At 41.4% G+C, this 24,400-nt stretch carries 19 protein-coding genes and 2 pseudogenes; 12 read left to right on the top strand and 9 right to left on the bottom strand.

Translation table 11 applies throughout. The features are described 5' to 3' along the window. Nucleotides 1-169 precede the first annotated feature (169 nt). The 3 genes from ICL16_RS21260 (at nt 170) to ICL16_RS21250 (ending at nt 4,301) form a co-directional block, all read left to right on the top strand. The gene (locus ICL16_RS21260) at nt 170-3,028 is read left to right on the top strand and encodes a GAF domain-containing sensor histidine kinase (RefSeq protein ID WP_190832641.1); all 2,859 of its coding nucleotides are present in this window, start codon (nt 170-172) and stop codon (nt 3,026-3,028) included. 113 nt (nt 3,029-3,141) lie between these two features. Next, nucleotides 3,142-3,321: a DUF2256 domain-containing protein gene (locus tag ICL16_RS21255; protein WP_190831694.1), complete on the top strand. Its 180-nt coding sequence runs from the start codon at nt 3,142-3,144 to the stop codon at nt 3,319-3,321. A 23-nt stretch (nt 3,322-3,344) separates the two neighbouring features. Next, nucleotides 3,345-4,301, top strand: coding sequence for an isoaspartyl peptidase/L-asparaginase (locus ICL16_RS21250; protein WP_190831692.1), 957 nt, complete (start codon nt 3,345-3,347; stop codon nt 4,299-4,301). Nucleotides 4,302-4,325: 24 nt separating this feature from the next. Here ICL16_RS21250 and glmU read toward each other — a convergent pair whose 3' ends face one another. The 3 genes from glmU to ICL16_RS21235 form a co-directional block, all read right to left on the bottom strand. Further along, complete coding sequence (gene glmU, locus ICL16_RS21245; RefSeq protein ID WP_190831690.1) at nt 4,326-5,675, bottom strand: bifunctional UDP-N-acetylglucosamine diphosphorylase/glucosamine-1-phosphate N-acetyltransferase GlmU; 1,350 nt, start codon at nt 5,673-5,675, stop codon at nt 4,326-4,328. 99 nt (nt 5,676-5,774) lie between these two features. Beyond that, nucleotides 5,775-6,944: an HD domain-containing phosphohydrolase gene (locus ICL16_RS21240; RefSeq protein ID WP_190831687.1), complete on the bottom strand. Its 1,170-nt coding sequence runs from the start codon at nt 6,942-6,944 to the stop codon at nt 5,775-5,777. 495 nt (nt 6,945-7,439) lie between these two features. After that, entirely contained in the window at nt 7,440-8,327 is an 888-nt protein-coding gene (locus tag ICL16_RS21235; RefSeq protein WP_190831685.1) for a tRNA (5-methylaminomethyl-2-thiouridine)(34)-methyltransferase MnmD, read from the bottom strand. A gap of 49 nt (nt 8,328-8,376) precedes the next feature. Here ICL16_RS21235 and ICL16_RS21230 point away from each other — a divergent pair, with 49 nt between their 5' ends. After that, entirely contained in the window at nt 8,377-9,198 is an 822-nt protein-coding gene (locus tag ICL16_RS21230; RefSeq protein ID WP_190831683.1) for a sulfurtransferase, read from the top strand. An 8-nt stretch (nt 9,199-9,206) separates the two neighbouring features. Here ICL16_RS21230 and ICL16_RS21225 read toward each other — a convergent pair whose 3' ends face one another. After that, entirely contained in the window at nt 9,207-10,718 is a 1,512-nt protein-coding gene (locus tag ICL16_RS21225) for a hypothetical protein (protein WP_238360890.1), read from the bottom strand. Between the two features lie 350 nt (nt 10,719-11,068). Between ICL16_RS21225 and ICL16_RS21220 the strand changes: the two genes are divergently transcribed. After that, on the top strand, nt 11,069-12,820 hold the full coding sequence (locus ICL16_RS21220) for a FecR domain-containing protein (protein WP_190831678.1): 1,752 nt from the start codon (nt 11,069-11,071) through the stop codon (nt 12,818-12,820). A gap of 94 nt (nt 12,821-12,914) precedes the next feature. Here the strand turns inward: ICL16_RS21220 and ICL16_RS21215 are convergent, their stop codons facing one another. Continuing rightward, nucleotides 12,915-15,308 (bottom strand): CHASE2 domain-containing protein, encoded by a 2,394-nt coding sequence (locus ICL16_RS21215; RefSeq protein ID WP_190831676.1) that lies wholly within the window; start codon nt 15,306-15,308, stop codon nt 12,915-12,917. A gap of 830 nt (nt 15,309-16,138) precedes the next feature. Between ICL16_RS21215 and ICL16_RS21210 the strand changes: the two genes are divergently transcribed. Continuing rightward, nucleotides 16,139-16,663 carry a LabA-like NYN domain-containing protein gene (locus tag ICL16_RS21210; RefSeq protein ID WP_190831673.1) on the top strand — a complete coding sequence of 175 codons (525 nt, stop codon included), beginning with the start codon at nt 16,139-16,141 and terminating at the stop codon, nt 16,661-16,663. 94 nt (nt 16,664-16,757) lie between these two features. Beyond that, entirely contained in the window at nt 16,758-18,356 is a 1,599-nt protein-coding gene (locus tag ICL16_RS21205; protein ID WP_190831671.1) for a 2-isopropylmalate synthase, read from the top strand. A 37-nt stretch (nt 18,357-18,393) separates the two neighbouring features. Here the strand turns inward: ICL16_RS21205 and ICL16_RS21200 are convergent, their stop codons facing one another. From ICL16_RS21200 to ICL16_RS21185, 4 genes and pseudogenes are all read right to left on the bottom strand, one after another. Next, on the bottom strand, nt 18,394-19,236 hold the full coding sequence (locus tag ICL16_RS21200; RefSeq protein WP_190831669.1) for an oxidoreductase: 843 nt from the start codon (nt 19,234-19,236) through the stop codon (nt 18,394-18,396). Between the two features lie 204 nt (nt 19,237-19,440). Next, a complete protein-coding gene (locus ICL16_RS21195) occupies nt 19,441-20,334 on the bottom strand; it encodes an NmrA family NAD(P)-binding protein (RefSeq protein ID WP_190831667.1) in 894 nt (297 codons plus the stop codon). 22 nt (nt 20,335-20,356) lie between these two features. Beyond that, nucleotides 20,357-20,674, bottom strand: a complete 318-nt coding sequence (locus ICL16_RS21190) for a hypothetical protein (protein WP_238360889.1) — start codon at nt 20,672-20,674, stop codon at nt 20,357-20,359. Nucleotides 20,675-20,701: 27 nt separating this feature from the next. Beyond that, a pseudogene (locus ICL16_RS21185) lies at nt 20,702-21,484 on the bottom strand (NAD-dependent epimerase/dehydratase family protein); the annotation flags it as partial. A gap of 43 nt (nt 21,485-21,527) precedes the next feature. On the opposite strand from ICL16_RS21185, the gene ICL16_RS21180 reads away from it, so the two are divergent. From ICL16_RS21180 to ICL16_RS45850, 5 genes and pseudogenes are all read left to right on the top strand, one after another. Further along, on the top strand, nt 21,528-21,869 hold the full coding sequence (locus ICL16_RS21180; RefSeq protein ID WP_238360888.1) for an MmyB family transcriptional regulator: 342 nt from the start codon (nt 21,528-21,530) through the stop codon (nt 21,867-21,869). 50 nt (nt 21,870-21,919) lie between these two features. Then, entirely contained in the window at nt 21,920-22,162 is a 243-nt protein-coding gene (locus tag ICL16_RS21175) for a DUF4926 domain-containing protein (RefSeq protein WP_190831662.1), read from the top strand. A gap of 115 nt (nt 22,163-22,277) precedes the next feature. Continuing rightward, nucleotides 22,278-22,922, top strand: a pseudogene (locus ICL16_RS21170) (IS607 family transposase). Continuing rightward, a complete protein-coding gene (locus tag ICL16_RS21165; protein ID WP_238360887.1) occupies nt 22,923-23,900 on the top strand; it encodes a hypothetical protein in 978 nt (325 codons plus the stop codon). It begins immediately after the preceding pseudogene. Nucleotides 23,901-24,008: 108 nt separating this feature from the next. Next, on the top strand, nt 24,009-24,398 hold the full coding sequence (locus tag ICL16_RS45850; RefSeq protein WP_238360886.1) for a hypothetical protein: 390 nt from the start codon (nt 24,009-24,011) through the stop codon (nt 24,396-24,398). Nucleotides 24,399-24,400 lie beyond the last annotated feature (2 nt).

Genomic DNA, 24,400 nt, shown 5'->3' with positions numbered 1-24,400 from the left:
GATTTGAGATTTTAGATTAGTACTAGGGATTAAGCAAACGCTTAATTTTTAGTTCTTTTTTGGGCATCTTAATATTAACAGGCATTCTATTTCTATTTTGGATTGTGGAGACGCCCCGGTGGGGCGTCTCCACAATCCACGCATCCACGCAGTCAAAATTTTTCAACAGATGGGACAGCCACAAAAACCTATAGCCAGTGAACAACATATCCTTTCCTTAGGGCGTGTCCTCCAGAGTCTGCGAGAAGAGGATGATGTTGACGTTTTGATAGAGACTACAATTGCCTATCTCAAAGAGCAGTTCGAGTACAGCTTGATTTGGATTGCTCTGTACGATCGCCTGAATCACGTATTATTTGGCAAAGGAGGTGTAATACCAGGTAATCATACCAGTTTTTTGCAACAAAGATTAGTTCTCAACTCAGGGGATTTACTAGAGCAAGTAATGATTGAACAGCGTCCCTTGGGTGTAGCGGATTTACGACTAGAAATGCGCTCAGTTGGATGGCAGGAAATAGCAAAAAAATACGATATTCAAGGAACGATTATTCTGCCAATTCGTTATAAAGATCGCTGTTTGGGTTTGGTGTTACTAGGCTCTCAACGCTGGGGCTACCTACTTAATGGTGATGCCAAAGCAAGACTAATGATGGTTTTGGGCGAACTGGGCGCTGTGCTTTATCAAGGAGAAATTGATTTGCAGTATAAGCAAACCAGGCGTGTTGACGAGCCGTTGTTACGATTGCTAGAAAATTTGCGCAATCTGAGAAACCTGGATCAAAGACTAGAAGCAGCAATCAAAGCCACCCATCAATTTGTTTTGCCTACGCGCACAAATATTTACTGGTTTGAGCGGGAAAAGCGCTATTTTTGGCTGCGCATGAGTAATCAGCTCGTCAACATGGTATCAAACTCAAGCAATCAGCAAGCAGTAGCAGGAATAACAGTGCAGGAGTTAAGCGACTTTTATTATGCTTTATCGGTGAATCAAATTGTCTCAATTGGAGATGGGCGCAGTTCCCTAAAAAGTGATTTTACGATTAAGCTGCTACATCGCCTATCTGCGCGATCGCTTTTGGCAGCTCCGATTATATGGCAAAATGACTTGTACGGCTTTTTGGCAGTAGAGGGCAAAGACGCTCGAATCTGGACAGATGCCGATAAAAATTTTGTTAAGGGTGCTGCGGAGTTGATTTCCTTGGTTGTTCCTACTGAAGGAATGGAAACCACAATCAAAAAAGTTCAACTTGACGCTCAACTAACTAGCCAAATTGTCCAAGCTATATATAGTGATCATGATTTAGAGTCTGTTTTACACCAATGTGCGATCTTAGTATTGGAGCAACTTGCTGCTACGCGGTTTTTACTACTACAGTACGATCCTGATCAAAATAAGTACCAAGTTTTTTACCAAAGCCAGCTTAAAGAGCGCCGCAAAATTACAATTGCCTTTGATGCCCTCAATGATTTAGACTGGCAGCTTTTGCAACAGGCTGCTGTAGCTTGGGGAATTGAGAATTTAGAAAAAGATTTGCGGTTGTTTAACTGGCATCCCTTGCTATTGGAGCAGGGGGTGCGATCGCTTTTAATTAGTAATTGCGCTCAAGGCAACGCACCAGAGGTACTGCTACTCATCGCTACAGAAATCAATCGCTCTTGGACAAAACAAGAATTGGAACTGATACAAGTTGTTAGTCAACAAATTGGTGTAGTTGTGCGTCAATGGCAACTGCATCGCCAGACAGAGCAACAGCAAAAAATCTTGCTCAGCTTTCAGCAATGCCTGCGCATTATGGAACAGGCACATAGTTCGACCATGAGCTTGCAACAGTTAGAACGTATAGCACTAGAACAAATAGCCTCACATCTCAACTGTCCTTTAACACTCTTAATCGCGTGGTATCCTGGTCAAAATACTGCAAAAATAATACCTGGTGTGATTGACAATAGTCAATTCATAATTGCTGCTGATGCGACAATTTCACTCGAAACTGAGCCACTGATTCAGTGGGCGCTAGGCACAGATGGTATGTTTACACTGAAAGTGAATGATTTACCAAAGCCTACGAGAAAATGGTTGATTGGCGACAGTGGACAAATTTTGGTGATGGCGTTACGCACAAGTGTCCATTATCAACCCACGGGTGTGGTGATTATAGCAGATTCTTTTGATCGTCAGTGGTCACAACAGAGTCTAGATGCCACAACAACCTTAATTTGTCAATTAGCTTGGTCACGTCGATGGCTACAAATTAGCTCAAAATTCTGTTTGACAACTGAAGAATTACGACAGCTTAATTGGTACAAGCATCGACGTTTAGAAGACATGCAAAGAACTGTAACGATGTTGGTAGATCAAATGCACGAATTGGACATTCATAAAAATGAACTTACTCATGTGCGCTATCAGCAACTACTGCGACAGTTAGATAATACAACCGCCTCAATGACTGCATTACTTAAACTTGAGCAGTGGCAGTTACACATCAACTGGGAAACTATACCATTAACCAGTTTGCTCAAACGAACCTTGGAAAGGATTGAAAATTTACGCAAACAAAGAAAGTTGTGGATCGGTGTGCATGGTTTGGGACAACAGCTACAAGGTGACGAAGAAAAATCCTCTCAAACAGATTTGCCAGCTAATGCATCGCCACAATCTTTATTACTGATTACTGGCGACAGCGTGAAAATTGAGTTAGTTCTATATGAATTGTTGGTTGCTGCAACTGGGCGAAGTCTTGACGCGGGAAGAATTGATATCTGGTGTCGTCGTCTAGATGAAAAATTATTAGAGGTGTCCATCACCGACTATGGCATCATTAACCCGGCACTACTAACAGAACTACATCAAGATACACCATTAGATATGCTTGCTCCCTCTACTCTCGATCAACCACTAGGTTTGCACTTAGCTATCTGCCAAAAACTCATGCTACAACTACATGGAGAGTTACATTTTTATCAATTACCAGATGGTAGGGTAGTTAGCCGCTTAGTGTTGCCGTTAGCAAGTAACAATAAGTAAAAAGTAAGATGTCACAGATAAATCCGTGTCTCCACAATTAGTTGCTAAAGTTACATCATAATTGCCACAATCTAGTTATAATTGTCTTCCACAGATAAGTGCATACTATTGATATGGCACGTTCTCGTTCTAAATCTGACTTGCCGACAAAACTTTGTCCGGTATGTCAACGCCCCTTTACCTGGCGCAAGAAATGGGAGAATTGCTGGGATGATGTGAAATACTGCTCAGAGCGTTGCCGTCGTCGTCGTTCTGACGCTAAAAATGAAACAAATCAAACAAACCCTTACTGAAATTAAAAGAACATAAAGCAGAAATGGATACCGAGGTGCAACCTAAATTAATTATTCATGGGGGGGCTGGTAGTTCCCTCAGAAGTAAAGGAGGAGTCGAGACGGTGCGCCGATCGCTCTATCCAATAGTAGATGAAGTGTATTCTTTACTACTTGAAGGAGTAAGTGCCAAGGAGGCGGTGGTGCGGGGTTGTCAAATGTTGGAAGATGACCCCTGCTTTAATTCTGGTACTGGTTCGGTGCTGCAATCAGATGGACAAATTCGCATGAGTGCTTCCCTAATGGATAGCACATCTCAAAGTTTTAGTGGCGTGATTAATGTCTCGCGGATCAAAAATCCGATTGACTTGGCGCAATTTCTCCAAACCTCTCCAGATAGAGTTTTGTCAGATTTTGGTGCGGCGGAACTAGCACGGGAGTTGCAAATTCCTAGCTACAACGGTTTAACCGAGTTGCGGTTGCAAGAGTGGATCAAAGAACGTCAGGACAATTTTCAACGCACGATGGCGGGTGTGGTGGCAGAAGCAGAACTTTTGTCCACCAGCAATGCGAGGCGCGGTACGATTGGTGTGGTAGCTTTGGACACCTATGGAAGATTAGCTGCTGGTACTTCTACGGGTGGTAAGGGATTTGAGCGGATTGGGCGTGTCAGTGATTCGGCAATGCCTGCAGGTAATTATGCTACGGCACATGCAGCAGTCAGCTGTACTGGTATTGGAGAAGACATTATAGATGAGTGTTTAGCAGCACGGATTGTGGTGCGTGTTACTGATGGAATGTCGCTCAAGGATGCCATGCAGCGCTCGTTTGCAGAAGCACACGAACACAAGCGAGATTTTGGAGCGATCGCTTTAGATGCATCGGGTGCGATCGCTTGGGCAAAAACTAGTGAAGCCCTCCTTGCGGCTTATCACGACGGCGACAAGATGGGTGATACTTTGGAAATTCCAGCTGGGACAGAGGTTGGCAGCACAATGTAGTACAGACGTTCCGCCGGAACGTCTCTACGATTTCAATTGCCAATCAGGTTTTACTACTTGACGGGCACGGGCAATGACAAGACTTTCATCAGGGACATCTTCTGTAACAGTGGAACCAGCTGCCACATAAACATTGTCTCCCAATGTCAAGGGAGCAACTAAAACACTATTAGCACCAGTTTTGGTATTATCACCAATCTTGGTGGGGTGTTTTTTCACGCCATCGTAGTTGGCAGTAATTGTACCAGCACCAATATTCACGCGGTTCCCCGCCGTGGTATCTCCCAAGTAGGACAAATGGGCAACGTTAGTGCGATCGCCTAACTTAGTATTTTTCAATTCGACAAAATTACCTAGACGACAACCAGCGCCTACTTGTACGCGCCCACGTAAATGAGTGTAGGGACCAATCGTGGTTCCTGGCTGCACAATACTATCTTTGACCACAGAATACAACACTGTGACATTTTCACCAATCTGGCTATCTTCAATTAAACTCCCCGGTCCGATGCGACTCCCTGTGTGAATGACGGTTTTACCACGTAGGTGAGTTTGGGGTTCAATAATTACATCTGATTGTATTTCTACTGTGTCATCAATGGTAATGCTAGTGGGGTCAATCAAGGTGACACCCTCCGCCATCCATTTTTCTTTGATTCGATGAAGTAAAATGGAGTATGCTGTTGCTAGTTGCAGGCGATCGTTAATGCCCAGAATTTCTTGGTTATCCTCCACATCCACTGCCATTACTGGCGACAAGTGACTGACAGCATCAGTTAGGTAGTATTCTTTCTGAACATTGTTCGGCTGTAAATTAGGTAAGACAAGTTCTAAATCTTGCCAGCGGAAGCAGTAAATTCCGGCATTGATCCGACGATTTTGTTTTTGCTCAGTTGTGCAATCTTTGTCTTCAATAATTTGTTGCACAAGATTTTCATCATTACAAAAAACCCGTCCATAGCCTTTGGGATTTGCCATGTGGGCGGTGAGGATGGTGGCAGAATTTTGATGTTTTTGATGAATAAGTAATAGTTGCTTGAGGGTTTCGGTACGTAATAACGGCACGTCTCCGTATAATACTAGTAGATCACCAGTATAACCCTGTAAGTGAGGGAGTAATTGCTGGATCGCATGACCTGTTCCCAGTTGTGCAGTTTGTTCAACAAACTCTAAGTTGGGAATTGACTGCAAGGCTGCTTTCACTTCTAGAGCCTGATATCCCACAATCAGCATTTGCCTTGTGGGCGATAGCGGTTCGACACCATCGAGCACTCGTTCAATGAGCGATCGCCCACCCAAAGAATGTAAAACCTTAGGTAGGTTTGATTTCATCCGCGTCCCGCGTCCTGCCGCTAAAATTGCTACAACTACCATACTTAGCTACTGGCGATGAGAGAATTGCAATGAATAAGTTTGTGATTTTTAATTCCAAGCTCATTCATGATATCAGCTATATGAATGAATTCAGCGCAGTCAGCAAAATGCCTGAATGAACTCTGTAAACTGTTCCATTAATTTAGGATTGCGCCAACCCTTTGCTGTTTCTTCCGCCATTATACTGAGTGCTTCTGTTGGGGTAAAAGCTATTTTATAAGGTCGTTCGCTGGTAAGAGCATCAAAAATGTCAATTAATTGAAATACTTGTGCTAATACGGGAATATCATTTCCGACAAGTTTGTCAGGGTAGCCAGAACCATCCCAACGTTCGTGATGATGACGGATAATCGGAATTACACCTTGCATACTGCGTAATGGCTGGCAAATTTTTTCGCCAATCAGAACATGCTGCCTCATAATTACCCACTCAGAGGAGGTGAGTTTGCCTTTCTTGAGTAGTACTGCATCAGGAATTCCGACTTTACCTATATCATGTAGATAACCGCCCCACATCAAATCTCGAATTTGATGTCTTGGGAAATTAAGATATTCACCAAAAGCTTGTCCAAGTTTTACTAACCGTTCACAATGATCTCCTGTATTGGGATCGCGACTTTCAATTGCTCTGGCGATCGAAAACAGAACTTGTTCAGCGTGATCTAGATCTTCATTTAAGCGCTTTTGGCGCACTAAAGACTTTACCCGTGCCGCTAGTTCCACACGATCAAATGGTTTGGTAATAAAGTCATCTGCTCCGACTTCAATTCCTTGGATACGTGCTCTTCGATCATTCAATGCGGTAATAAAAATTACTGGTATTAGTCTAGTATGCTCATTTTGCTTGAGCAATTGGCAAACTTCAAACCCATCCATTTCTGGCATCATCACATCTAGCAAAATTAAATCGGGTTGTTTTTGTGACACCAGTTCTACTGCTCTTAAACCACTTTCTGCTTCAATGACTTCGTAGCCTTCCATCGCCAAAAGGGCTACAGCAGTCATGCGGCTGGCAGCATGATCGTCAACAACTAAAACTTTCGGCGCATCTGAATCAAAGCCATTCACTATAGAACCTTGAATTTGTAACGTTCTAGAAATCAAAGAATTGTAACTAGAATTTACGCTTTGGTTTGTCCAAAAAAGCGAGGTTTCATTAGCTTTTGTTAAAGCGGAATTTGCACCAAGAATATTCACTTTGTTGGGGGGGTTAGACTCATTAACAATTTGTTCAGCAAAGCCTGTATACTTGGATTCCCATTGAACCACAAAGGCACTCCAGTTTGATACAACAGTTAAGGATTTTACATGCTTACACAAGATTTTAGTATTTGACTGTCTTCCAGTCTTCATTTTCCCAAGCATTATGCAATGTTATGTCTAACTTGCTTTTTATGATGTATAATGATAGCCCGTACATTTTCTGACAACATAGAAAATAGTTTTGATAAATTTTGTCTCTATAATTCCAGTATGAGCAATGATTGTAAATCTTAAATCAGGTGTTTTACGGAGATTTATTAACATCATAGTGAAATAAAGTATTTACTTGGATTGATTAATATCAAAGTTTGTAATTTGTAATTTAGACTTTTCATATTGAGATTAAGTGACCTATGTATTTTCCCTGTAAAGCAAAAGAGTAACTTAAATAACTTAACATACAAGTATTAAAAAATACATATTAATTTGTCAAGTAGTTTAGACTATAAAAATTTATTAAGCCACAATTTTCAGTAAAAAGCAAAAAAAACGTAAAAAATTTTACATTTGAATAGTTCCTTTCTTTATCCACCTTTTTCGCCAACGAGAAGTGGGTTCCATTCCGCAAGTCAGTTGCTCTTGTTCTCGTCGTTTGATAATGACTTGTGGGGAATCGCTCAATTCTGGATCTCGGTAAGGAATAGCCGCACGAGTAAGTAAGTGTTCTTTTTCTGCTTGGCACAGAGGAGGCAGGGGAGTAGGGGAAGCCCAAGTAGCGACGGTACCAGGCGCACGCCTTCCTACTGGTGGTGTGGAACCTATTTGCAATCCAGCAGTTAAAAGTGCTGTACGCACAGCAGCAGCACAGGAATAAGTGGCGAGGCTCCCAGACTCATGTAACGAGAGAGAAAGTTGTTGAATAAACTCAACAGTCCATAATTGTGGGCAGTGTGGTGGGGAAAAAGGATCGAGAAAAATTGCATCTGCACGGAAATTGGAATTATTCACAAGCTGAATCGAACTTCTGGCATCACCAATCAGTAACTTCGCTGTTAGTCGTGGGGATTGCACACTCAGTGAAAAAGCTAACTGAGTCAAAATCTCAGTATACTCGCAATTCCAGTTGTTAAATAAGTTATGCCCAATAGCAGCTTGTGGCACTGCTGCATTCAGTTCTAAACCAATGACTTCTATGTAACAATCAGGATTAACTGTCCAAATTGTCTGTAAAGCTGCGGCTGTATTATACCCAAGCCCATAACAAACATCTAACAACCGCACCACAGGTTTGTTAGCTTTCTTTGACAATTCAGTAGGAACCGCAAACTTGAAAAAACTCTCCTGATGCGCTCCGTAACTGCTATGAAATGATTCGCCAAATTCTTGGGAAAAGAAGGTAAATGAGCCATCTGCTGTTGCTTGTGGGATAAAATTATCTAGATCTGACATTTACTGAATAATGGGCTAATGGCTAACTGCTATTAACAATCTAACCTTTATGACTAACACCTCTTATGTTGTTTCGGCTGAATGGCTATATGAACACTTAGAAGATCCGCAAGTAATCATAGTGGATTGTCGTTTTTCTCTTGCCGATCCGCTTTTGGGAAAACAGCAATACCAGATGAGTCATATCAAAGGTTCTTACTATCTAGATTTAAACCAGGATCTTTCGAGTGCTGTATCAGAACATGGCGGAAGACATCCTTTACCCGATCCTACTGTGTTAGCTAAAAAGTTATCAGCTATGGGGGTAAGTGCGCAAAAAATTGTTGTAGCTTATGATGACTCTCGCCAAGCCTTTGCCGCTCGACTGTGGTGGCTGTTACGCTATCTTGGACATGAACAAGTTGCTGTACTAGATGGAGGTTTTGCTGGATGGCTAAAAGCAGGTTATCCTGTCACAAATGTCGTTTGTGAATCGAACACGGCTACTTCTTTCGTTCCTAATATACAAAGACAAAGAACAGTGGATATTACTGATGTAAAAAGTCGTAAAGATTCCCCTGAAGTAGTGTTAGTCGATTCACGAGAGCGCGATCGCTATCTGGGAATTAGCGAACCCATTGATAGAATAGCAGGTCATATCCCTGGTGCGCAAAACTATCCTTGGCTGGAAGTTACAGATGTTGCAGGTTATGTGAGAACATTAAAAGACCAACGCGAACGTTGGTCTAATTTAGAACAAGCCAAGGAAATTTTTGTTTATTGTGGTTCTGGTGTGACTGCTTGTGTTAATTTACTATCTTTGGAACTAGCTGGCATCAAAACTGGTAAACTTTATGCTGGTAGTTGGAGTGACTGGATTAGTTATATGTGATGGATTCTTCAAAATCGACCCAATTCTAAATTGTAATTGACGGTGAAGAACCAACCATCAAAATCAATTTTGGCATCAGTAGAGCTACCAGTAGTTACACCTCCTTGTAAACTAAGATTAGTGTAGGGAGTAATTTTATAGTTCAAGTGAGCAAAGATCCGATGATACTGATCTTCTCGAAAACGTTGTGTAAAATTAGATAACCCAAACTGGTAATCAAGCCCAATTTGCAGTGATTTTCGTAAATAATAGTTCAAAGAAACCCACAAGGAGTTGATGAGGCGATCGCGACTGTCTGGTTGACTGGGAGGATTAGTCAAACTGAAACGAAATTCGTAGAAACTATCTAACGTCATCCGGGGATTTAAAATATCTCTTCGTCCTAAAGATAGGCGGAAAGAATTTTCGTTCAAAAAGCGATCGCCAGCTTGAGCAAAAGAGTTATTTGTGGCGTAGAAAAACTGTTGATTACTCCAACCAATTTCAGCATACATTTGCCGATTGAACTGCTGGTAAATACTTAAATTAAATCTTATTTGGTTATAATTATATTGTGACTGTTCTATGTAACGAATCACGTTACCATCAATTGAGCCATTGATAAAAGTATTAGCTCCTATCGGCAAACCAGCAGAGGCTAGCGTCAGTCCAGAATAGATTAAGCCGTCTTGTACCGGAATATCTGAGGAAAAAATATTACTAGTGTGAAAGTAGCCAACATTAGCAAGTAGATAACCTATGGGTTTAGACTCGGTGGTAGGTGACGGTGGTGATGGAGGAGGTAGCTGTTCTAAAGGTTTTTCTTGCAAACGCAGTGTACCTAAGTCGTTATTATCTGATTGCTCAGCCGATTCCCTCACCAGCAATCTACCTAGTTCTCCATAGCTATTTGATTCTTGAGAAGTTTGTTTTTTCTCTTGCAATCGCAAAAGAAGTCTCTCTATTCTTTGTACACGATTTATTTCCGGTTCATCCAAGCTTGGTTTTATTTGTACTGGCGTTGGTTTGAAAAAATCCGTCGGTTGTCCTTCAAGTTGTGGCGGCTCAATCTCCTGTTGAATATTGTTGGTGGGCGATTCTGTTGGTAATACAGGATATTGTTGGGGTGGTAGTGCAGGAGGTGGTGTAGGAGTTAGTGCAGGTGATGGTGGAGATGGAATGGTGAGATTAGGTGGGGGTGGTGTAGGAGTTAGTTCTGGTGATGGTGGTGTTGGCGCAGGAGTTAATTCTGGTGGTGATACTGTAGGCGGTGAGGGAGTTGGTGTGTTTTGTACTGTCCACACTGGGTAGTTTTCTATCCCAGAAAATGGTGCTTGTAACTCTTCGCTAACCACATCAGGGGTTATGTGTAAAAAAGGTTTTTGATTTGGCTTTGAAGTTGTTTTGATCACTCCTAAAGATGGTATTCTGGATAGAAGGTGATTTTTATTGACCAATAAGTTTGAATTTTTAGCCCACGCTGCATCTACCTTAGTGCAACAAAAGTTTGCACCACTAGAGGCTAATAAGATCCAATACATTATTTTTTTCCAGCCTTTGTGTTGCATGTTTTTCTGCTTTTGGCAAACATAGACACAAAAGCTATGTTGAGAGTTCCAAACGGGAATCTTAAATTTCCTATCAATTTTAGTCACAGTACCAAGTATTTATACTTAATTGGAAAAAAGAGAGGTAATAGATGTTACAGTGTAACATAAGATTTTAAGAAAAATTAAGAAATTACTCAAAAGAACATGAGTATTTTGTATATTTTTCAGCAAAAGTCAGCAAATATACGGTTGTTATAACTAACTAGCAGACAGAAACATTTAACATCAAAATCTGTCTTCAAACGATTTGGGTTTATAGAAAATATCAGAGGCTTCAAATAATGTTGCGCAAGTTTATTTCTCTAACAGTAATTGGTTTATGGGGGGTTTTTGTTCTACAGTTGCCCGAAAAAGCAAACGCGGCTACTCCCTTGACTAAAGCAGAAATTCAAGACCTTCGTAATTTAGTGCAACTGATGCGTCTAAATGAGCCGAAGCGTAAAGCAAAGCATAAAGATGCAATGACTCCCGGAGATGGTTTGTCAACAGGACGAGCATCCTTAGCAGACTTGCGCTTTAATGATGGTTCTCTAGCAAGAGTGGGCGAACAAGCGGTGTTTCGATTTTTACCGCAGACGAGAAACTTTAGACTTTCCAATGGAACTGTTCTATTGGTGATTCCACCAGGACAAGGGCAAACACGTATCAACACGCCAAGTGCAGCAGCGGCAATTCGTGGATCGGCATTATTTGTGCGTTATGACCAAGCAACTGATACCACACTAGTAGGAGCGCTCACAAATAGTGGTATTCAAGTTTATAACCAGAATGCTTCTCAAAGTCAGGAGCTTCAAGCAGGGCAAATGATCGTGGTAGTTAAAGGAAAATTTAAGGGTTTATACGATTTTGATTTGAGGACTTTCTATGACACGAGCGATTTAGTTCGGGGACTCGATTTGCCTTTGCGTGGTAAACCTAGTCCAGATCCGGCGATCGCACAAGTTCAACAGGAAACGGCGGCGGCTGTTGCTGCTCAAAAGCCAATAGTTGGTCAAGGAGTAGTAGAAAACCCAACTTTTGTCAAGCTAACTGCTAGTACTAACTCATCCACTAGCAACAATAATGTTAGAGACAATACACCAGTAAATACGTTACTGGAAACAGGACAAGTCTTTTCAAATCAAGAAAAACAGCCCCTACAGATCATAGAAACAGATCAACCTCTGAAACCTTACATACCATCAGAGTCTGTAACCAAACCACCTAATCCATCACCATCAGTAACGCCGCCAACTGAAAATTCAAAGCCGCCATCAGAGCCATCAATTCAACCACCTACTTCATCACAAATAATTGAACCTATAAAACCTTCAACGCCCAATAACCAGCCACCAACCAACGGCAACACTACCAATCCACCAACAACTCCCGTCACCCCTGTCACACCACCAACAACTCCCATCACCCCTGTCACACCACCAACAACTCCCGTCACCCCTGTCACACCACCAACAACTCCCGTCACCCCTGTCACACCACCAACCAACGGCAACACTACCAATCCACCAACAACTCCCATCACCCCTGTCACACCACCAACAACTCCCGTCACCCCTGTCATACCACCAACCAACGGCAACACTACCAATCCACCAACAACTCCCGTCACCCCTGTCACACCACCAACAACTCCCGTCACCCCTGTCATACCACCAACCAGCACCATTCCCATCACTCCTGTCACACCACCAATTAACACCACTCCTATCACACCACCAACAACTCCCGTCACCCCTGTCATACCACCAACCAGCACCATTCCCATCACCCCTGTCACACCACCAATTAACACCACTCCTATCACACCACCAAATAATGGTATCCCGATCATCCCCGTCACACCACCAACAACTCCCGTCACCCCTGTCAACCCACCAACAACTTCACTGCCAACTAATGGCAATACCACCAATCCAACACCATCAGTATCACCGCCTTCACCACCTACCACCACGCCAGCACCGACAACGAAACCACCAGTGCCAACATCAATAAATCCTTTAACACCAATGCCTCCAAAACCCAGTACTTGAGCAAAACTGTTAAATTTTGTACCCTGACAAAACTAATGACAAAAATTATTCTCCTGACTCCTGACTCCTGACTCCTGACTTCTGACTCCTGTATTCACGACTGATTTCGTGGCGGTAAGATAGATGTAGAAGAAATTGATGGCGTTTCATCTAATGCTCCTGTCCAAGGTGTGGTGGGAGTATCAGAATCATCTTCCAAAATCACAGTTGTCATTGATACCCCTTGTGTTGGCAATTGTCCTTCTTCAGAATTAATGAGATTATTCAATGCTGCAAGTGCCTGGGGTGCTGACTGATACCTTTGCTGAAAATCTTCTCGTACCATCTGACTAAGAATATTGGCTAGAGTATGACTCACGTACGCCTTATCGATCCATTTCAACTCCCCATTAGCATCCCGAACTATTTCATGAGGTGTCATACCAGTCAAGGCTTTAATCCCAATCATGCCAACTGCGTAAATATCACTGCTATATTGAGGACGCCCAAAGCATTGTTCTGTTGGTGCATAACCCTTGGTTCCAATACCGATAGTAAAAGCAGTTTGTTCTTGATGATCTAGCAGTTGTGTGGTTACTTCCTTGACTGCACCAAAATCAATCAGTACCAACTTTTGATCTTTTTCTCGGCGAATGATATTGCTAGGTTTAATATCGCGGTGAATCACACCATTTTGATGGACAAATGTCAATGTTTGCAATAGATCTCTTAGTATTTCAATGACTGCTGTTTGTGGAAGACGTTTTCCTTTGGGCAGCTCTTGACTCAAAGCATGACCAATAATATACTCTTGAACTAAATAAAATTCTTCTTCCTCTTCAAAATAAGCCAAAAGTTGAGGTATCTGGTTATGTGTTCCCAATTTCTGCAAAGTTTGAGCTTCTGAGTTAAATAAACGTCTTGCAACTGCTAACTGTTCAGATTTATTGTTTACTGGTTTTAGTTGCTTAACAACACATAAAGGGTTGCCAGGAAGTTTAGTATCTTCGGCGACATAGGTTTCACTAAATCCACCAGAACCAAGAACTTTGACAATTTTATAACGCCAGTCGAGAATTTTTCCAGATACAGCCTTAGATCTCTGTTGAAGTAAATCTCTTAAGTCATCCTGTTGACTAAGAATTTCCTGTACAACATAGTGAGATGCATATTTTTGAAAAATATCTATTAGTTGACTTTTTCTGACTATTTCCCTAAATGCTTCAGTTCCCAAGTAACCCAGTCCAATTAAAGTAATTGCTCCTACAGGTACAGCAGTTGGGATGAGGAATTGAGCATATACAAATAAAATATAACTTGTGGTTGACCAAGCGATCGCTCCCCCAAGGCAGTAAACTAATCTGCTGATACCGCGTTTAATTCTTGCAACTATTACTGCATACCCACCTACTAAAGCTAGTACAAATAAACCGCGCCCTTGTGGAGTTTCGATTGCCAAAGCAACTGTTTTACCTTCCATTAAAGTTGCGATCGCCGACGCATGGATTTCTACTCCTGACATCGGCGTTTGATACAGCCAACTGTCCGAGACTGCCACTGGATGATAGTCATTGCTTAACTTAGCCGTGGCTCCAATCAGTACAATTTTGTCTTGAAAAACCTTTCCCTGCTGTAAAAATGTATCCCAATTTTGTGGGTCAAATAAATACCAGAAGGGAATTACCTTAAATGTACCAGCAGCTCCGTTGAAATAAATGCGCGAGCCTTTTGGTTTAGGATATTTTACGTTGGCGGAGCGCAAAACTGCTTCACTAAATGTTGGTATTTTTGGTGTGAGAGCATTTTCTTCTGGTGTTAACTTATGTAATTCGCTAGCTAATTTGTGAATTTTGCCATCTGGCTCTATGGGAAAATTCACTAAGCCCACTGATGTAGCTCCGGTAAGAAACATCTGAGAAGGTAACTTTAGTTGTGTAGTTTGACCTTGATATGTATGAGAATTTTCGTACAGTGCAGCTAAAGTCACTTTTGTGCCGTGTTGCTGTAATGAAGAGCGTAACTTTTCATCATCTTCCACCCCATAGCTACTTGGTGTATCAAATAATACGTTAATAGCTACAGAACGTGCGCCAGAGGCAATCAACTTTTCAATGGCGATCGCATAAGCATGACGTTGATAAGGAAAAGATTTTAACGGTTCTAAATAGGCATACTGCTTTGAGTCAGTGCCATAATAATCTTCAGGGATAGAAATTGACTGATCGTCTATTGCCAAAATCACAATGTCTTCATTGGGAGCGATTGGTCCGCGCAGGAGATAAAACATCGATTGCGCCTGATTTTCCATAAATTGAGCCAAATTTAAACTACTTGTTGTCAGCAGGGTAGCTCCAACTACCGAAACACCACTCAGCAGATGACCTAAACGATTCATCTGCTTTAACTGCCATGCCAGTACTGTCGAAGTGAGCTTTGTCAGTTTACTGGACGGTTGATGGGAAGCAGTACTTGCTTTTTTGGTTAAGGTAGATGTAGGTTTTTCTGCCATATAGTTATTGCTAATTGATTTACGTATTACGTCTTTAGTTATTGACACACACGTTATGGTGCAACAAGATCGACAATAAGGTTTAAATGAAAATACTTCTTATACTTTTGTAAACTACTTTTTATTCTTTACCTAACTTGTAAAAAATTCAGTAGTTGGTAGTAGCCCATTCCCTAGCTGTTCTATCGTTGGCGGTTACTCAACGCAGCAGTGCAATGAATAGCCATCAAGCGATCATGTCGCTGCCTAACTCCAGCAACATGATAAGTTATTATTCTAGGGAAACATAATTTAGGGCAAAATTTTGCCATCATTAGTTTCAGTTGCTACTCTAGCATTTATGTAGCTTTTCTTACAAGTTTTTGTCAGCCTTGCTATGTAGGATACTTTGTAGGCTAATGTGGTAAGCATTTCCCTTCCCCTCTTTCCCCTTGCCTCATAACAAGACAGATGGAGGATGCAAACTTAATTAACATGCTCAAACAAAGGCTACAGATGGATAAGTGCTTGGATACACCCTATTCCAGTCTATTCCATACCTCTTTAGGAGTAAACTTAACTGAGATACAGTTAAAAAAGCTGTAGTTGCTCAATTTTATTGGTAGATTTTGATCACAGGGTGTTATCGTCACGCCAATGGTGAAAGAAGTTTAGCATTACAAGATGCCAACAACATCAATGTTTCCACCAATTTTTTTAATTTAAGTGAGGTTAGATAAAAGCTATATATGACAATATAATTTATAGATATTAGCAAAGTTGTCATTTTATAATTGCTATAATCTATTGTTCAATCTAAATTCTTTTATATTATTAGGTGTAAGTTTACTATGGGTTCTCCAATGAATCGTCTGTCTATTTTTGTAGACGGAAACAATATGTTCTATGCTCAACAAAAAAATGGGTGGTTTTTTGACCCAAGGCGAGTATTAGAATATTTTAGACACGAGCAGTCAGAAACCACCTTGATTAATGCATTCTGGTACACTGGTTTAAAAGACCAACAAGATCAGCGAGGTTTCAGAGATGCTCTCATTAGTCTAGGATATACAGTGAGAACTAAAGTTCTTAAAGAATACTATGATGATTCCTCTGGACGTTACTCGCAAAAAGCAAATTTAGATATTGAAATTGTTGTAGATATGTTTAATACCGTGGATCAGTATGATCGAGTAGTTTTATTTAGTGGAGATGGAGATTTTGAAAGAGCAATTGAACTATTACGCTCAAAAAACACACATATTACAGTAGTATCAACAGAAGGAATGATAGCCAGAGAATTACGTAATGCGACGGATAGATACATAGATTTAAATGATATACGAGAGCAAATAGAAAAGATAGATGGTCAATGAATTCAGTAATTATTATTTACAAATCTACAAGCAAAAAAAATAAAATTTAAGGTATTTTAAGCTACAAGTAAAACTTATACAACGAGGTGCAGCTATGTATAACCCATCAGAAAAAATAATCATTTTTGATACCACACTCCGAGATGGTGAACAATCTCCAGGCGCAACTTTGAACATAGATGAAAAGTTAGCAATAGCTAAGCAATTAGCGCGTTTGGGTGTAGATGTAATCGAAGCGGGATTCGCTTTTGCTAGTCCAGGAGATTTTGAAGCTGTCAGCGCGATCGCCCAGAGTGTAGGATCGGAAAATGGTCCAGTAATTTGTAGCTTAGCAAGAGCGCGACAGGAAGATATCAAAGTCGCAGCAGAAGCGATCAGAGGTGCTGCTAAAGGGAGAATTCATACTTTTATCGCTACCAGCGATATTCACCTCAAGTACAAACTCAAAAAGACAAAATCAGAAGTATTGGCAATTGCCGAAGAAATGGTTGCTTATGCCAAAACTTTCACACCAGATGTAGAATTCTCCCCCGAAGATGCAGGAAGATCAGAGCCAGAATTTCTTTATCAAGTATTAGAGCGAGCGATCGCAGCCGGAGCAACAACAGTTAATATTCCCGATACTGTAGGGTACACAACACCAAGTGAATATGGGGCAATAATTAAGGGCATTAAAGAAAATGTCCCCAACATTGATCAAGCAATTATCTCCGTTCACGGACATAATGATTTAGGTTTGGCAGTTGCCAACTTCTTAGAAGCTGTAAAAAATGGCGCACGGCAGTTAGAATGTACTATCAACGGAATTGGGGAACGGGCAGGAAATGCAGCGCTAGAAGAATTAGTAATGGCAATGCATGTCCGAAGACAATATTTCAACCCGTTTTTGGGACGCCCAGCAGATTGTGAGGAACCCTTAACAAATATTGATACTAGACAAATTTATAAAACCTCCCGTCTAGTATCTAATCTGACGGGAATGCTAGTGCAACCGAATAAAGCAATTGTCGGGGCAAATGCTTTTGCCCATGAGTCAGGCATTCATCAAGATGGGGTGTTGAAAAACAAGCTCACCTATGAAATTATGGATGCCCAATTGATTGGATTAACAGAAAATCAAATTGTCTTAGGCAAACTTTCGGGTAGAAATGCTTTCCGCACGCGGTTGAGAGAGTTGGGTTATGAACTGTCAGAAACTGAATTAAATAAAGCATTCGTGAGATTTAAAGAGGTTTCTGATAAAAAGAAAGAAATTTCGGATTGGGATTTGGAAGCAATTGTGAATGATGAAATTCAACAAGCACTCCATTTGTTCCGGTTAGAATTGGTACAGGTTTCCAGCGGCAGCAGCGCCCGCCCCACAGCAACAGTCACCCTGCGCACCCCAGAAGGTGAAGAATTAACCGATGCGGCGATCGGTACAGGACCTGTAGATGCTGTTTACAAAGCTATTAACCGCGTGGTAAACGTACCAAACCAGTTAATTGAATTTTCCGTACAATCAGTAACAGCCGGAATTGATGCGATTGGGGAAGTCACAATCCGCTTAAAACATGAAGGACGGGTATTTTCAGGTCATGCGGCAAATACAGACATCATCGTAGCTTCTGCTCAAGCATACGTAAATGCACTTAACAGATTGTACAAATCATTACAAAATGTTCAAAATCAACAGCAAGTGACCGCACATTAAATTCTTGTGGTGCAGGCATCGTGCCTGCCCCTGTTGATCAAGTTTCAAAATCAGTATTCGCAGCTACAGATTCCCAAGCATCTAACTCAGCACTCAGCGACTCAATCTTCTTGCGGAATTTACTGTAAGCGTACTTACCCAACACCAAACGTAACGGTGGATTTTCCGAATTCACAACTTGAATCAGTACTTGTGCCGCTTTGTCGGGATCGCCAGGTTGAGTTCCCTCAATCTTATCCAGGAATTGGAGGAACTTACCGACAGTTTCTTGATATTCAGCCATACTATTTTCTGCGCGATCAAGCGATCGCCCGATAAAATCAGTCCGAAAAGGACCAGGTTCGACAATTGTCACCTTAATACCAAGAGGTGCAACTTCACCTTGCACAGCTTCCGATACTCCTTCTAAGGCAAACTTAGCACCACCATAGATAGAGAAGCCAAGTTCATTGGTAAATCCAGCAATTGCAGACATATTGAGAATATTTCCGGCTTTCTGTTGCCGCATAATCGGCAAAACAGCTCGCATCATGTTAATTGCACCAAACAAGTTAGTCTCAAAATTACGCCGAATTTGCTCTTCACTAACTTCTTCGAGCGCCCCAATCAAACCAAAGCCAGCGTTATTCACAAGTACATCAATTCGACCAAAAGCTTCTACCGCTGCCTCTACTGCTGCTTTTACCTCACCAAGATTAGTAACATCCAAACGAACAGCCTTAGTAGTTTCCGGATATTCACTGACTAGTTCATCTAATTGTTCCAGCTTGCGGGCAGTAGTAACAACATAATCGCCATGCTTAAGCACTGCCTCAGCTAAAGCACGTCCAAACCCAGTAGAACTACCAGTAATTAACCAAACTTTTTTGTTGTTAGTCATTGTGAAACTCCATTTCTGTGATCAAGTAGCGATCGCCTTCTTACCTTCAAAACATTACCTTTTATTTCTTCCTTGGCGCTCTTGGCGTCTTCTCTTCTCCTGTCGGAGACGCTTCCCTTCGGGACGCGAACGCGAACGCGAACGAGACGCTGCGCGTTGGCGAAGCCTCTCGAAGAGAAGGCGGTTCATTATTCTTTTCTCAACTTACCCAGCCGCAAAATTAGCAAGATTATTTCTCACAAAATCGCGGAACATAATTGGTTTTTCCCCAATAATTTGCCCAATATTGTCATAAACATCAGCGAAATCCGGGAGTTGTCCACCCTGAAGCAATTCCATCTGACGGACAATACACTCAAAGTAAGCAGACTCCATAGTTTGACCGATAGGTAACTTGCGCAAATCAGAAGCGGGTAGCGCCTCGTAGGTGATAGGTTTGCCAATCTCGGACGACAAGATTTGTGCAGCTTCAGTCATTGTCAGCGCTTCCACACTCAAAAAATATCGCCCGGACGCATGTTTTTCGGGTTCACGCAACGCGGCTGCAGCAACACGAGCTATGTCAAAACAGTCCACCAATCCAACACGCTCGTGACCAAAAAACATACGCAATTTGCCATCTTGCACAGCACCAAAGAAGTTTTGCATGAAGGCGTTGGGGTGCAGATGAGTCCAAGCGATACCACTTGCTTCAATATAGGTTTCAATCAGTTGATGCCAGATGTAATGGCGTATTAGTTTTGTTTGCGGACGATCTGGTTGATGGAATGTGCCAACATGGACAATGTATTCCACACCTGCTTTTAATGCAGCATCTGTTAAGTTTTTGCCCTGGCTCAGCATATCCACGGTGTAGCCTGTTACCATGAATAGGCGCTGTACCCCTTGCAGTGCTGATTCATAGGTTGAGAGGTCATCTAAGTCAAGATGTACAGTCGGAATGCCCCGTTTTGTAAAGGTTTCAGCTTGTTCAGGTTTGCGAACGGCAACGCGGATACTTAGATGATCTGAACCACCATCTTGTTCTAGAAGGTTGACGAGGTGAGAACCTGTCTTTCCTGTGGCACCAAGAATTAAGGCAACAGGGGAAGTACTCATAATTAGCAAATCAAAATTCCAATTATTTGGCAAACAATTCTGCAAGTCCCGTGTATGGCACTAGGGGAATAACTTCGCACTCCAACACCCCTGCTTCTACCATTGGCAATTTTGCCACAGCCTCATTCACTGCTTCCACACTGGGTGCTTCAAACAGTAGCACTGCTCCACTGTGGTCGGCAATGTAATGTATGGTGTGAACTAGATTAGCTGCGTAGTACTCCCAAACTTTGGCAGCTTCAGGTTTCACTAGGGGTAAAACTTTTTCCATTGCCGTCCCTGCAACTACTCGTGCAATTACCAAAACTTGCATAAAAACCTCGGTTTTGTAAATGATCATCTCACGCAAAGAGCAATCATAACTTTATCATTTATCTCGTAAATTACGGTATGAACCGTGTTCAATGTCTTCAAGGATTTTACTTGTTACTTGGGGTTTCCAACCTAATTCCTTTTCGGCTTTAGAACTTGATATCTGATTATTAATTGAGAAGAATGTAGCAAGTTCTTTTCCCCATAACTTTTTGGCTTCATCTTTAGATATACCTTGAGCTTCACAGCCTAATAAATTAGCTGTGGCTTGAGCGATCGCTTTAACTGTAATTCCCGACTCGGAAACAGCGTGGTAAACTGAACCTGCCGTCCCTTTCTCCAGAGCCAGTACGTAAAGTTCTGCAACATCATCGACATGAACAACAGAGTATTTGTTATTCCCCGGCTCAACATAACGTGCCACGCCTGCTTCACGAGCATCTTTAATCAAGAAGGGAATGAATGTACTGCCACCGCGACCGTAAACAAAAACTGGCAGGCGTAATATACTACTACGAATATTATGTTTGGCTGCACTGTGGATGTCTTGCTCAGCTTTTGCTCTGACAGTTAAAAAAATATCTTCTGAACTAACTTTTTCTGTGTCGTCAACAATACGCTCACCAGTGTCTCCTATCACTCCCGTACCAGAGGTTGCCACAAACGGTTTTCCTGAACCTGACAGCGCCGAAACGAAGGCAGCAATGACATTACGCTCAATTTGAACAACTTCCGCAAAGTTACTGAAGTCATGAATAAAAGCTGTGTGAATCACTCCATCAGCTTCTTGTGCTGCTTGAGCTAGTTTATCAGTATCTCGTAAATCAGCCAAAAAACGTAACTTCGTCTGGTTCTTTTTTACAAACGTTGCACATCGTCATATGTTGATTGATTGGGAAAACCATGCTCAACTGATTGTTTCCAAGTTTCGTGGCATCTGTAGCCGTTACTTAGGGGATGAAAAGTTAACAGAATTGATAGAAGACCTGCAAAGAGTTAGTGTACAATTTCGAGAATGGTGGTCCCGTCATGACGTATACGAGAAAAACGAAGGGCGTAAAGAGTACAACCATCCTATAGTAGGACGCTTAGTTTTCGAGTACACGGTTTTTCAACCAGAAGGTTCACTAGACTTGCGATTGGTAATGTTTACTCCTTTACCTGAAGCCGACACCCCTGAAAAATTTCAGCAACTGAAACTCATCGGGCGAGAGCAAGTCTAAAATCATGTAAATTTAGTTTGTTACATTGGTATCTTAATAAGTCAAGAGTAATGGCAATTGAACTGTATACCCAAGTAGCATTAAAGGAAGATTTGCCGGAATACGGTTTGAAAAAAGGGGATGTAGCAATAGTGATTGAACACTACCCCATGTTAGAAGGTATCGAAGACGGCTATAGTCTAGAAGGTTTTAGTGTTCCCATTAAAGGAATTACCGTTGAAGTTAGAGCTTCACAGATTGAACCGATAGCGTCCTTTGCAAGTAAGCAGACAGCACATCGCTTGAGTGTGTAATTGTTTAAAGAACATTATTAGGGGGAGGAAACTGAAAGAAATTTATTAGACAACCATTGACATCTTTTCCGGAATGGGGAACTATAAAGATGTAGTCTAGATCAGTTGAGTTGATATGGAGAATACATCTGAAGTGACTATCAGCATTGGGGACGCCTCTAAGGAGTTGGGCGTTTCCACAAAGACTTTAAGACGTTGGGCAGATTCAGGCAAGATAAAGTCAGAGCGTTCACCAACAGGACAAAGAAGATTTTTTCTAGCTGATATTAGACGCATTACACCTCGTGACCTGAAGCAGCTAGATGAGCGCGTAACAATTAACTATGCTCGTGTTTCAAGTCATGACCAAAAAGCAGATTTAGTGCGTCAAGTACAAGTTTTAGAGGCATTTAGTAGTGCTAATGGTTGGCAGTTTGAAACTATTCAAGATTTAGGTAGTGGTCTGAACTAGAACAAGAAAGGACTCCAAAAACTTCTACATCGCATTATGCGAGGCGATGTGGGCAGATTAGTCCTAACTCATAAATACCGACTTCTACGCTTTGGTGCAGAACTTGTATTTGCTATGTGTGAAGAGTTTGAAACTGAGGTTGTAATAGTAAATAAATCGAATGAAGAGATTACTTTTGAGCAAGAACTAGTGCAAGACATGATTGAACTGATTACAGTGTTTTCAGCACGTTTGTATGGTTCTCGTAGTCGCAAAAACAAGAAGTTAATTGATGGAATATCAAGCGTAATTGATGAGGTAAATAAATAAATGGCAACTCTCACGTATGTTAAAGGATTACCGACACCAGCAGAAGAATTAAATATTTTAGGATTCACAGAGTTGGAGATGTTTCTTGCTGCTTACAGTCCGATATTCCATAAAGCAGCGTGTGAGACAGCCAACCATCTTCTTGCTACCAAAGATTTTAATAAATCCAATTGGAATACTTATTTACAAATTACTTATGGTATCTCAAAACGTCATGCAAATGGTGTCATTGCTCACGCTCAAGGTGCTGTAGATGCTTCTAGAAAGAATAGAGCAACCCATATAAAGACGCTTGAAGGAAAACTAAAATCTATTACTGCTTGGATTACTAAGTCTGAAAAAAAACTCGCAGATTCCCAAAAGTTTTATAGTAAGAAAAATTGGCATAATTCTCAGACAGGTTGTAAATTACCACTCTCTTGCTCAAGCGAATTTCGTGATAACAATTGGCAAAACTTAAGTTTTCAAATCCACAATAAAAAACGTCGTGCGTATCAACTACAACAACAAATTAAGCATTTAAAAACAGCACCAATTCATACTGTTATTCCGAGAAACCAAGCTTTTGTAGTTGGTTCTAAAGATGAAAGTTTTGGTAATCAGGTTTGTCAATGGAATGGCGATTTCCTCAAATTTCGAGTACCAGCTTGTTTAGAATCGAAGTTTGGTAAATATGTTCAAACCAAAATAGGTAATTTTGATCGCAATATTAATCGATTACCTTCCGATGGAGCTAAAACATGGCATTTCTACCGTAAAGAAGGAAAATGGAATGTAGCAGTTCAATTTACACCAGCGCCAGTTCAACGTATTTCTCGACATTCTGCTTATGGTTGTATTGGGATTGATTTGAATCCGGGATCAATTGGTTGGGCATATGTTGATCACGATGGCAACCTGAAAGCTCATGGACAAATACCATTACAAATGGGACTGCCATTTGGTAAACAAGATGCTCAAATTGTAGATGCTTGCTGACAATTAGCAGTCTTAGCTAATACTTATGTCTGTCCTATTGTCTGTGAAGAATTAGATTTCTCAACCAAGAAAGAGCAGCTTAAAGAACGTGGTAAAAAGTATGCTCGAATGCTTTCTGGCTGGGCTTATAGTCGATTTTACGAATTGCTAGAAAGTATTTTGAGCAACCGAGGTATCTATCTCATGAAGGTGAATCCCGCATTCACCAGTGTGATTGGACTAGTAAAGTTTGCGCGTCAATATGGATTAGCTAGTGATGAAGCTGCGGCTATGGCTATTGCTAGACGTGGTATGAGATTAAAAGAAAGAATGCATGGCTCCATAACCGCCTATCTTGCCGTGAAGGCTGGAAAGCACGTATGGAGCCAGTGGAGTCAACTAAATAGCCAAATAAAGAAATTTGGAGTCAGGCGTCACAGCTTCTACTCTATCTCTAACTGGGAATCCTTGGTCAAGCGATGGTCAGAGCAGTCTGAACAAAGCAAGCGAAAGCGCTAAGG

The organism is Iningainema tapete BLCC-T55, assembly GCF_014698965.1.
In the GTDB taxonomy this organism is placed as follows: Bacteria; Cyanobacteriota; Cyanobacteriia; order Cyanobacteriales; family Nostocaceae; genus Iningainema; species Iningainema tapete.
Note: the sequence above shows the minus strand (reverse complement) of the source record. Positions and strands in the feature narration are given on the sequence as shown.

What these genes read in the sequence shown, in the direction of transcription:
- ICL16_RS21260 (WP_190832641.1), top strand. Translation starts at nt 170, where the DNA reads ATGGGACAGCCACAAAAACCTATAGCCAGTGAACAACATATCCTTTCC.
- ICL16_RS21165 (WP_238360887.1), top strand. Translation starts at nt 22,923, where the DNA reads ATGGCAACTCTCACGTATGTTAAAGGATTACCGACACCAGCAGAAGAA.
- ICL16_RS21180 (WP_238360888.1), top strand. Translation starts at nt 21,528, where the DNA reads ATGTTGATTGATTGGGAAAACCATGCTCAACTGATTGTTTCCAAGTTT.
- ICL16_RS21255 (WP_190831694.1), top strand. Translation starts at nt 3,142, where the DNA reads ATGGCACGTTCTCGTTCTAAATCTGACTTGCCGACAAAACTTTGTCCG.
- ICL16_RS21220 (WP_190831678.1), top strand. Translation starts at nt 11,069, where the DNA reads ATGTTGCGCAAGTTTATTTCTCTAACAGTAATTGGTTTATGGGGGGTT.
- ICL16_RS21175 (WP_190831662.1), top strand. Translation starts at nt 21,920, where the DNA reads ATGGCAATTGAACTGTATACCCAAGTAGCATTAAAGGAAGATTTGCCG.
- ICL16_RS21225 (WP_238360890.1), bottom strand. Translation starts at nt 10,718, where the DNA reads ATGTATTGGATCTTATTAGCCTCTAGTGGTGCAAACTTTTGTTGCACT.
- ICL16_RS21190 (WP_238360889.1), bottom strand. Translation starts at nt 20,674, where the DNA reads ATGATCATTTACAAAACCGAGGTTTTTATGCAAGTTTTGGTAATTGCA.
- ICL16_RS21250 (WP_190831692.1), top strand. Translation starts at nt 3,345, where the DNA reads ATGGATACCGAGGTGCAACCTAAATTAATTATTCATGGGGGGGCTGGT.
- ICL16_RS21235 (WP_190831685.1), bottom strand. Translation starts at nt 8,327, where the DNA reads ATGTCAGATCTAGATAATTTTATCCCACAAGCAACAGCAGATGGCTCA.
- glmU (WP_190831690.1), bottom strand. Translation starts at nt 5,675, where the DNA reads ATGGTAGTTGTAGCAATTTTAGCGGCAGGACGCGGGACGCGGATGAAA.
- ICL16_RS21200 (WP_190831669.1), bottom strand. Translation starts at nt 19,236, where the DNA reads ATGACTAACAACAAAAAAGTTTGGTTAATTACTGGTAGTTCTACTGGG.
- ICL16_RS21205 (WP_190831671.1), top strand. Translation starts at nt 16,758, where the DNA reads ATGTATAACCCATCAGAAAAAATAATCATTTTTGATACCACACTCCGA.
- ICL16_RS45850 (WP_238360886.1), top strand. Translation starts at nt 24,009, where the DNA reads ATGCTTTCTGGCTGGGCTTATAGTCGATTTTACGAATTGCTAGAAAGT.
- ICL16_RS21215 (WP_190831676.1), bottom strand. Translation starts at nt 15,308, where the DNA reads ATGGCAGAAAAACCTACATCTACCTTAACCAAAAAAGCAAGTACTGCT.
- ICL16_RS21230 (WP_190831683.1), top strand. Translation starts at nt 8,377, where the DNA reads ATGACTAACACCTCTTATGTTGTTTCGGCTGAATGGCTATATGAACAC.
- ICL16_RS21210 (WP_190831673.1), top strand. Translation starts at nt 16,139, where the DNA reads ATGGGTTCTCCAATGAATCGTCTGTCTATTTTTGTAGACGGAAACAAT.
- ICL16_RS21195 (WP_190831667.1), bottom strand. Translation starts at nt 20,334, where the DNA reads ATGAGTACTTCCCCTGTTGCCTTAATTCTTGGTGCCACAGGAAAGACA.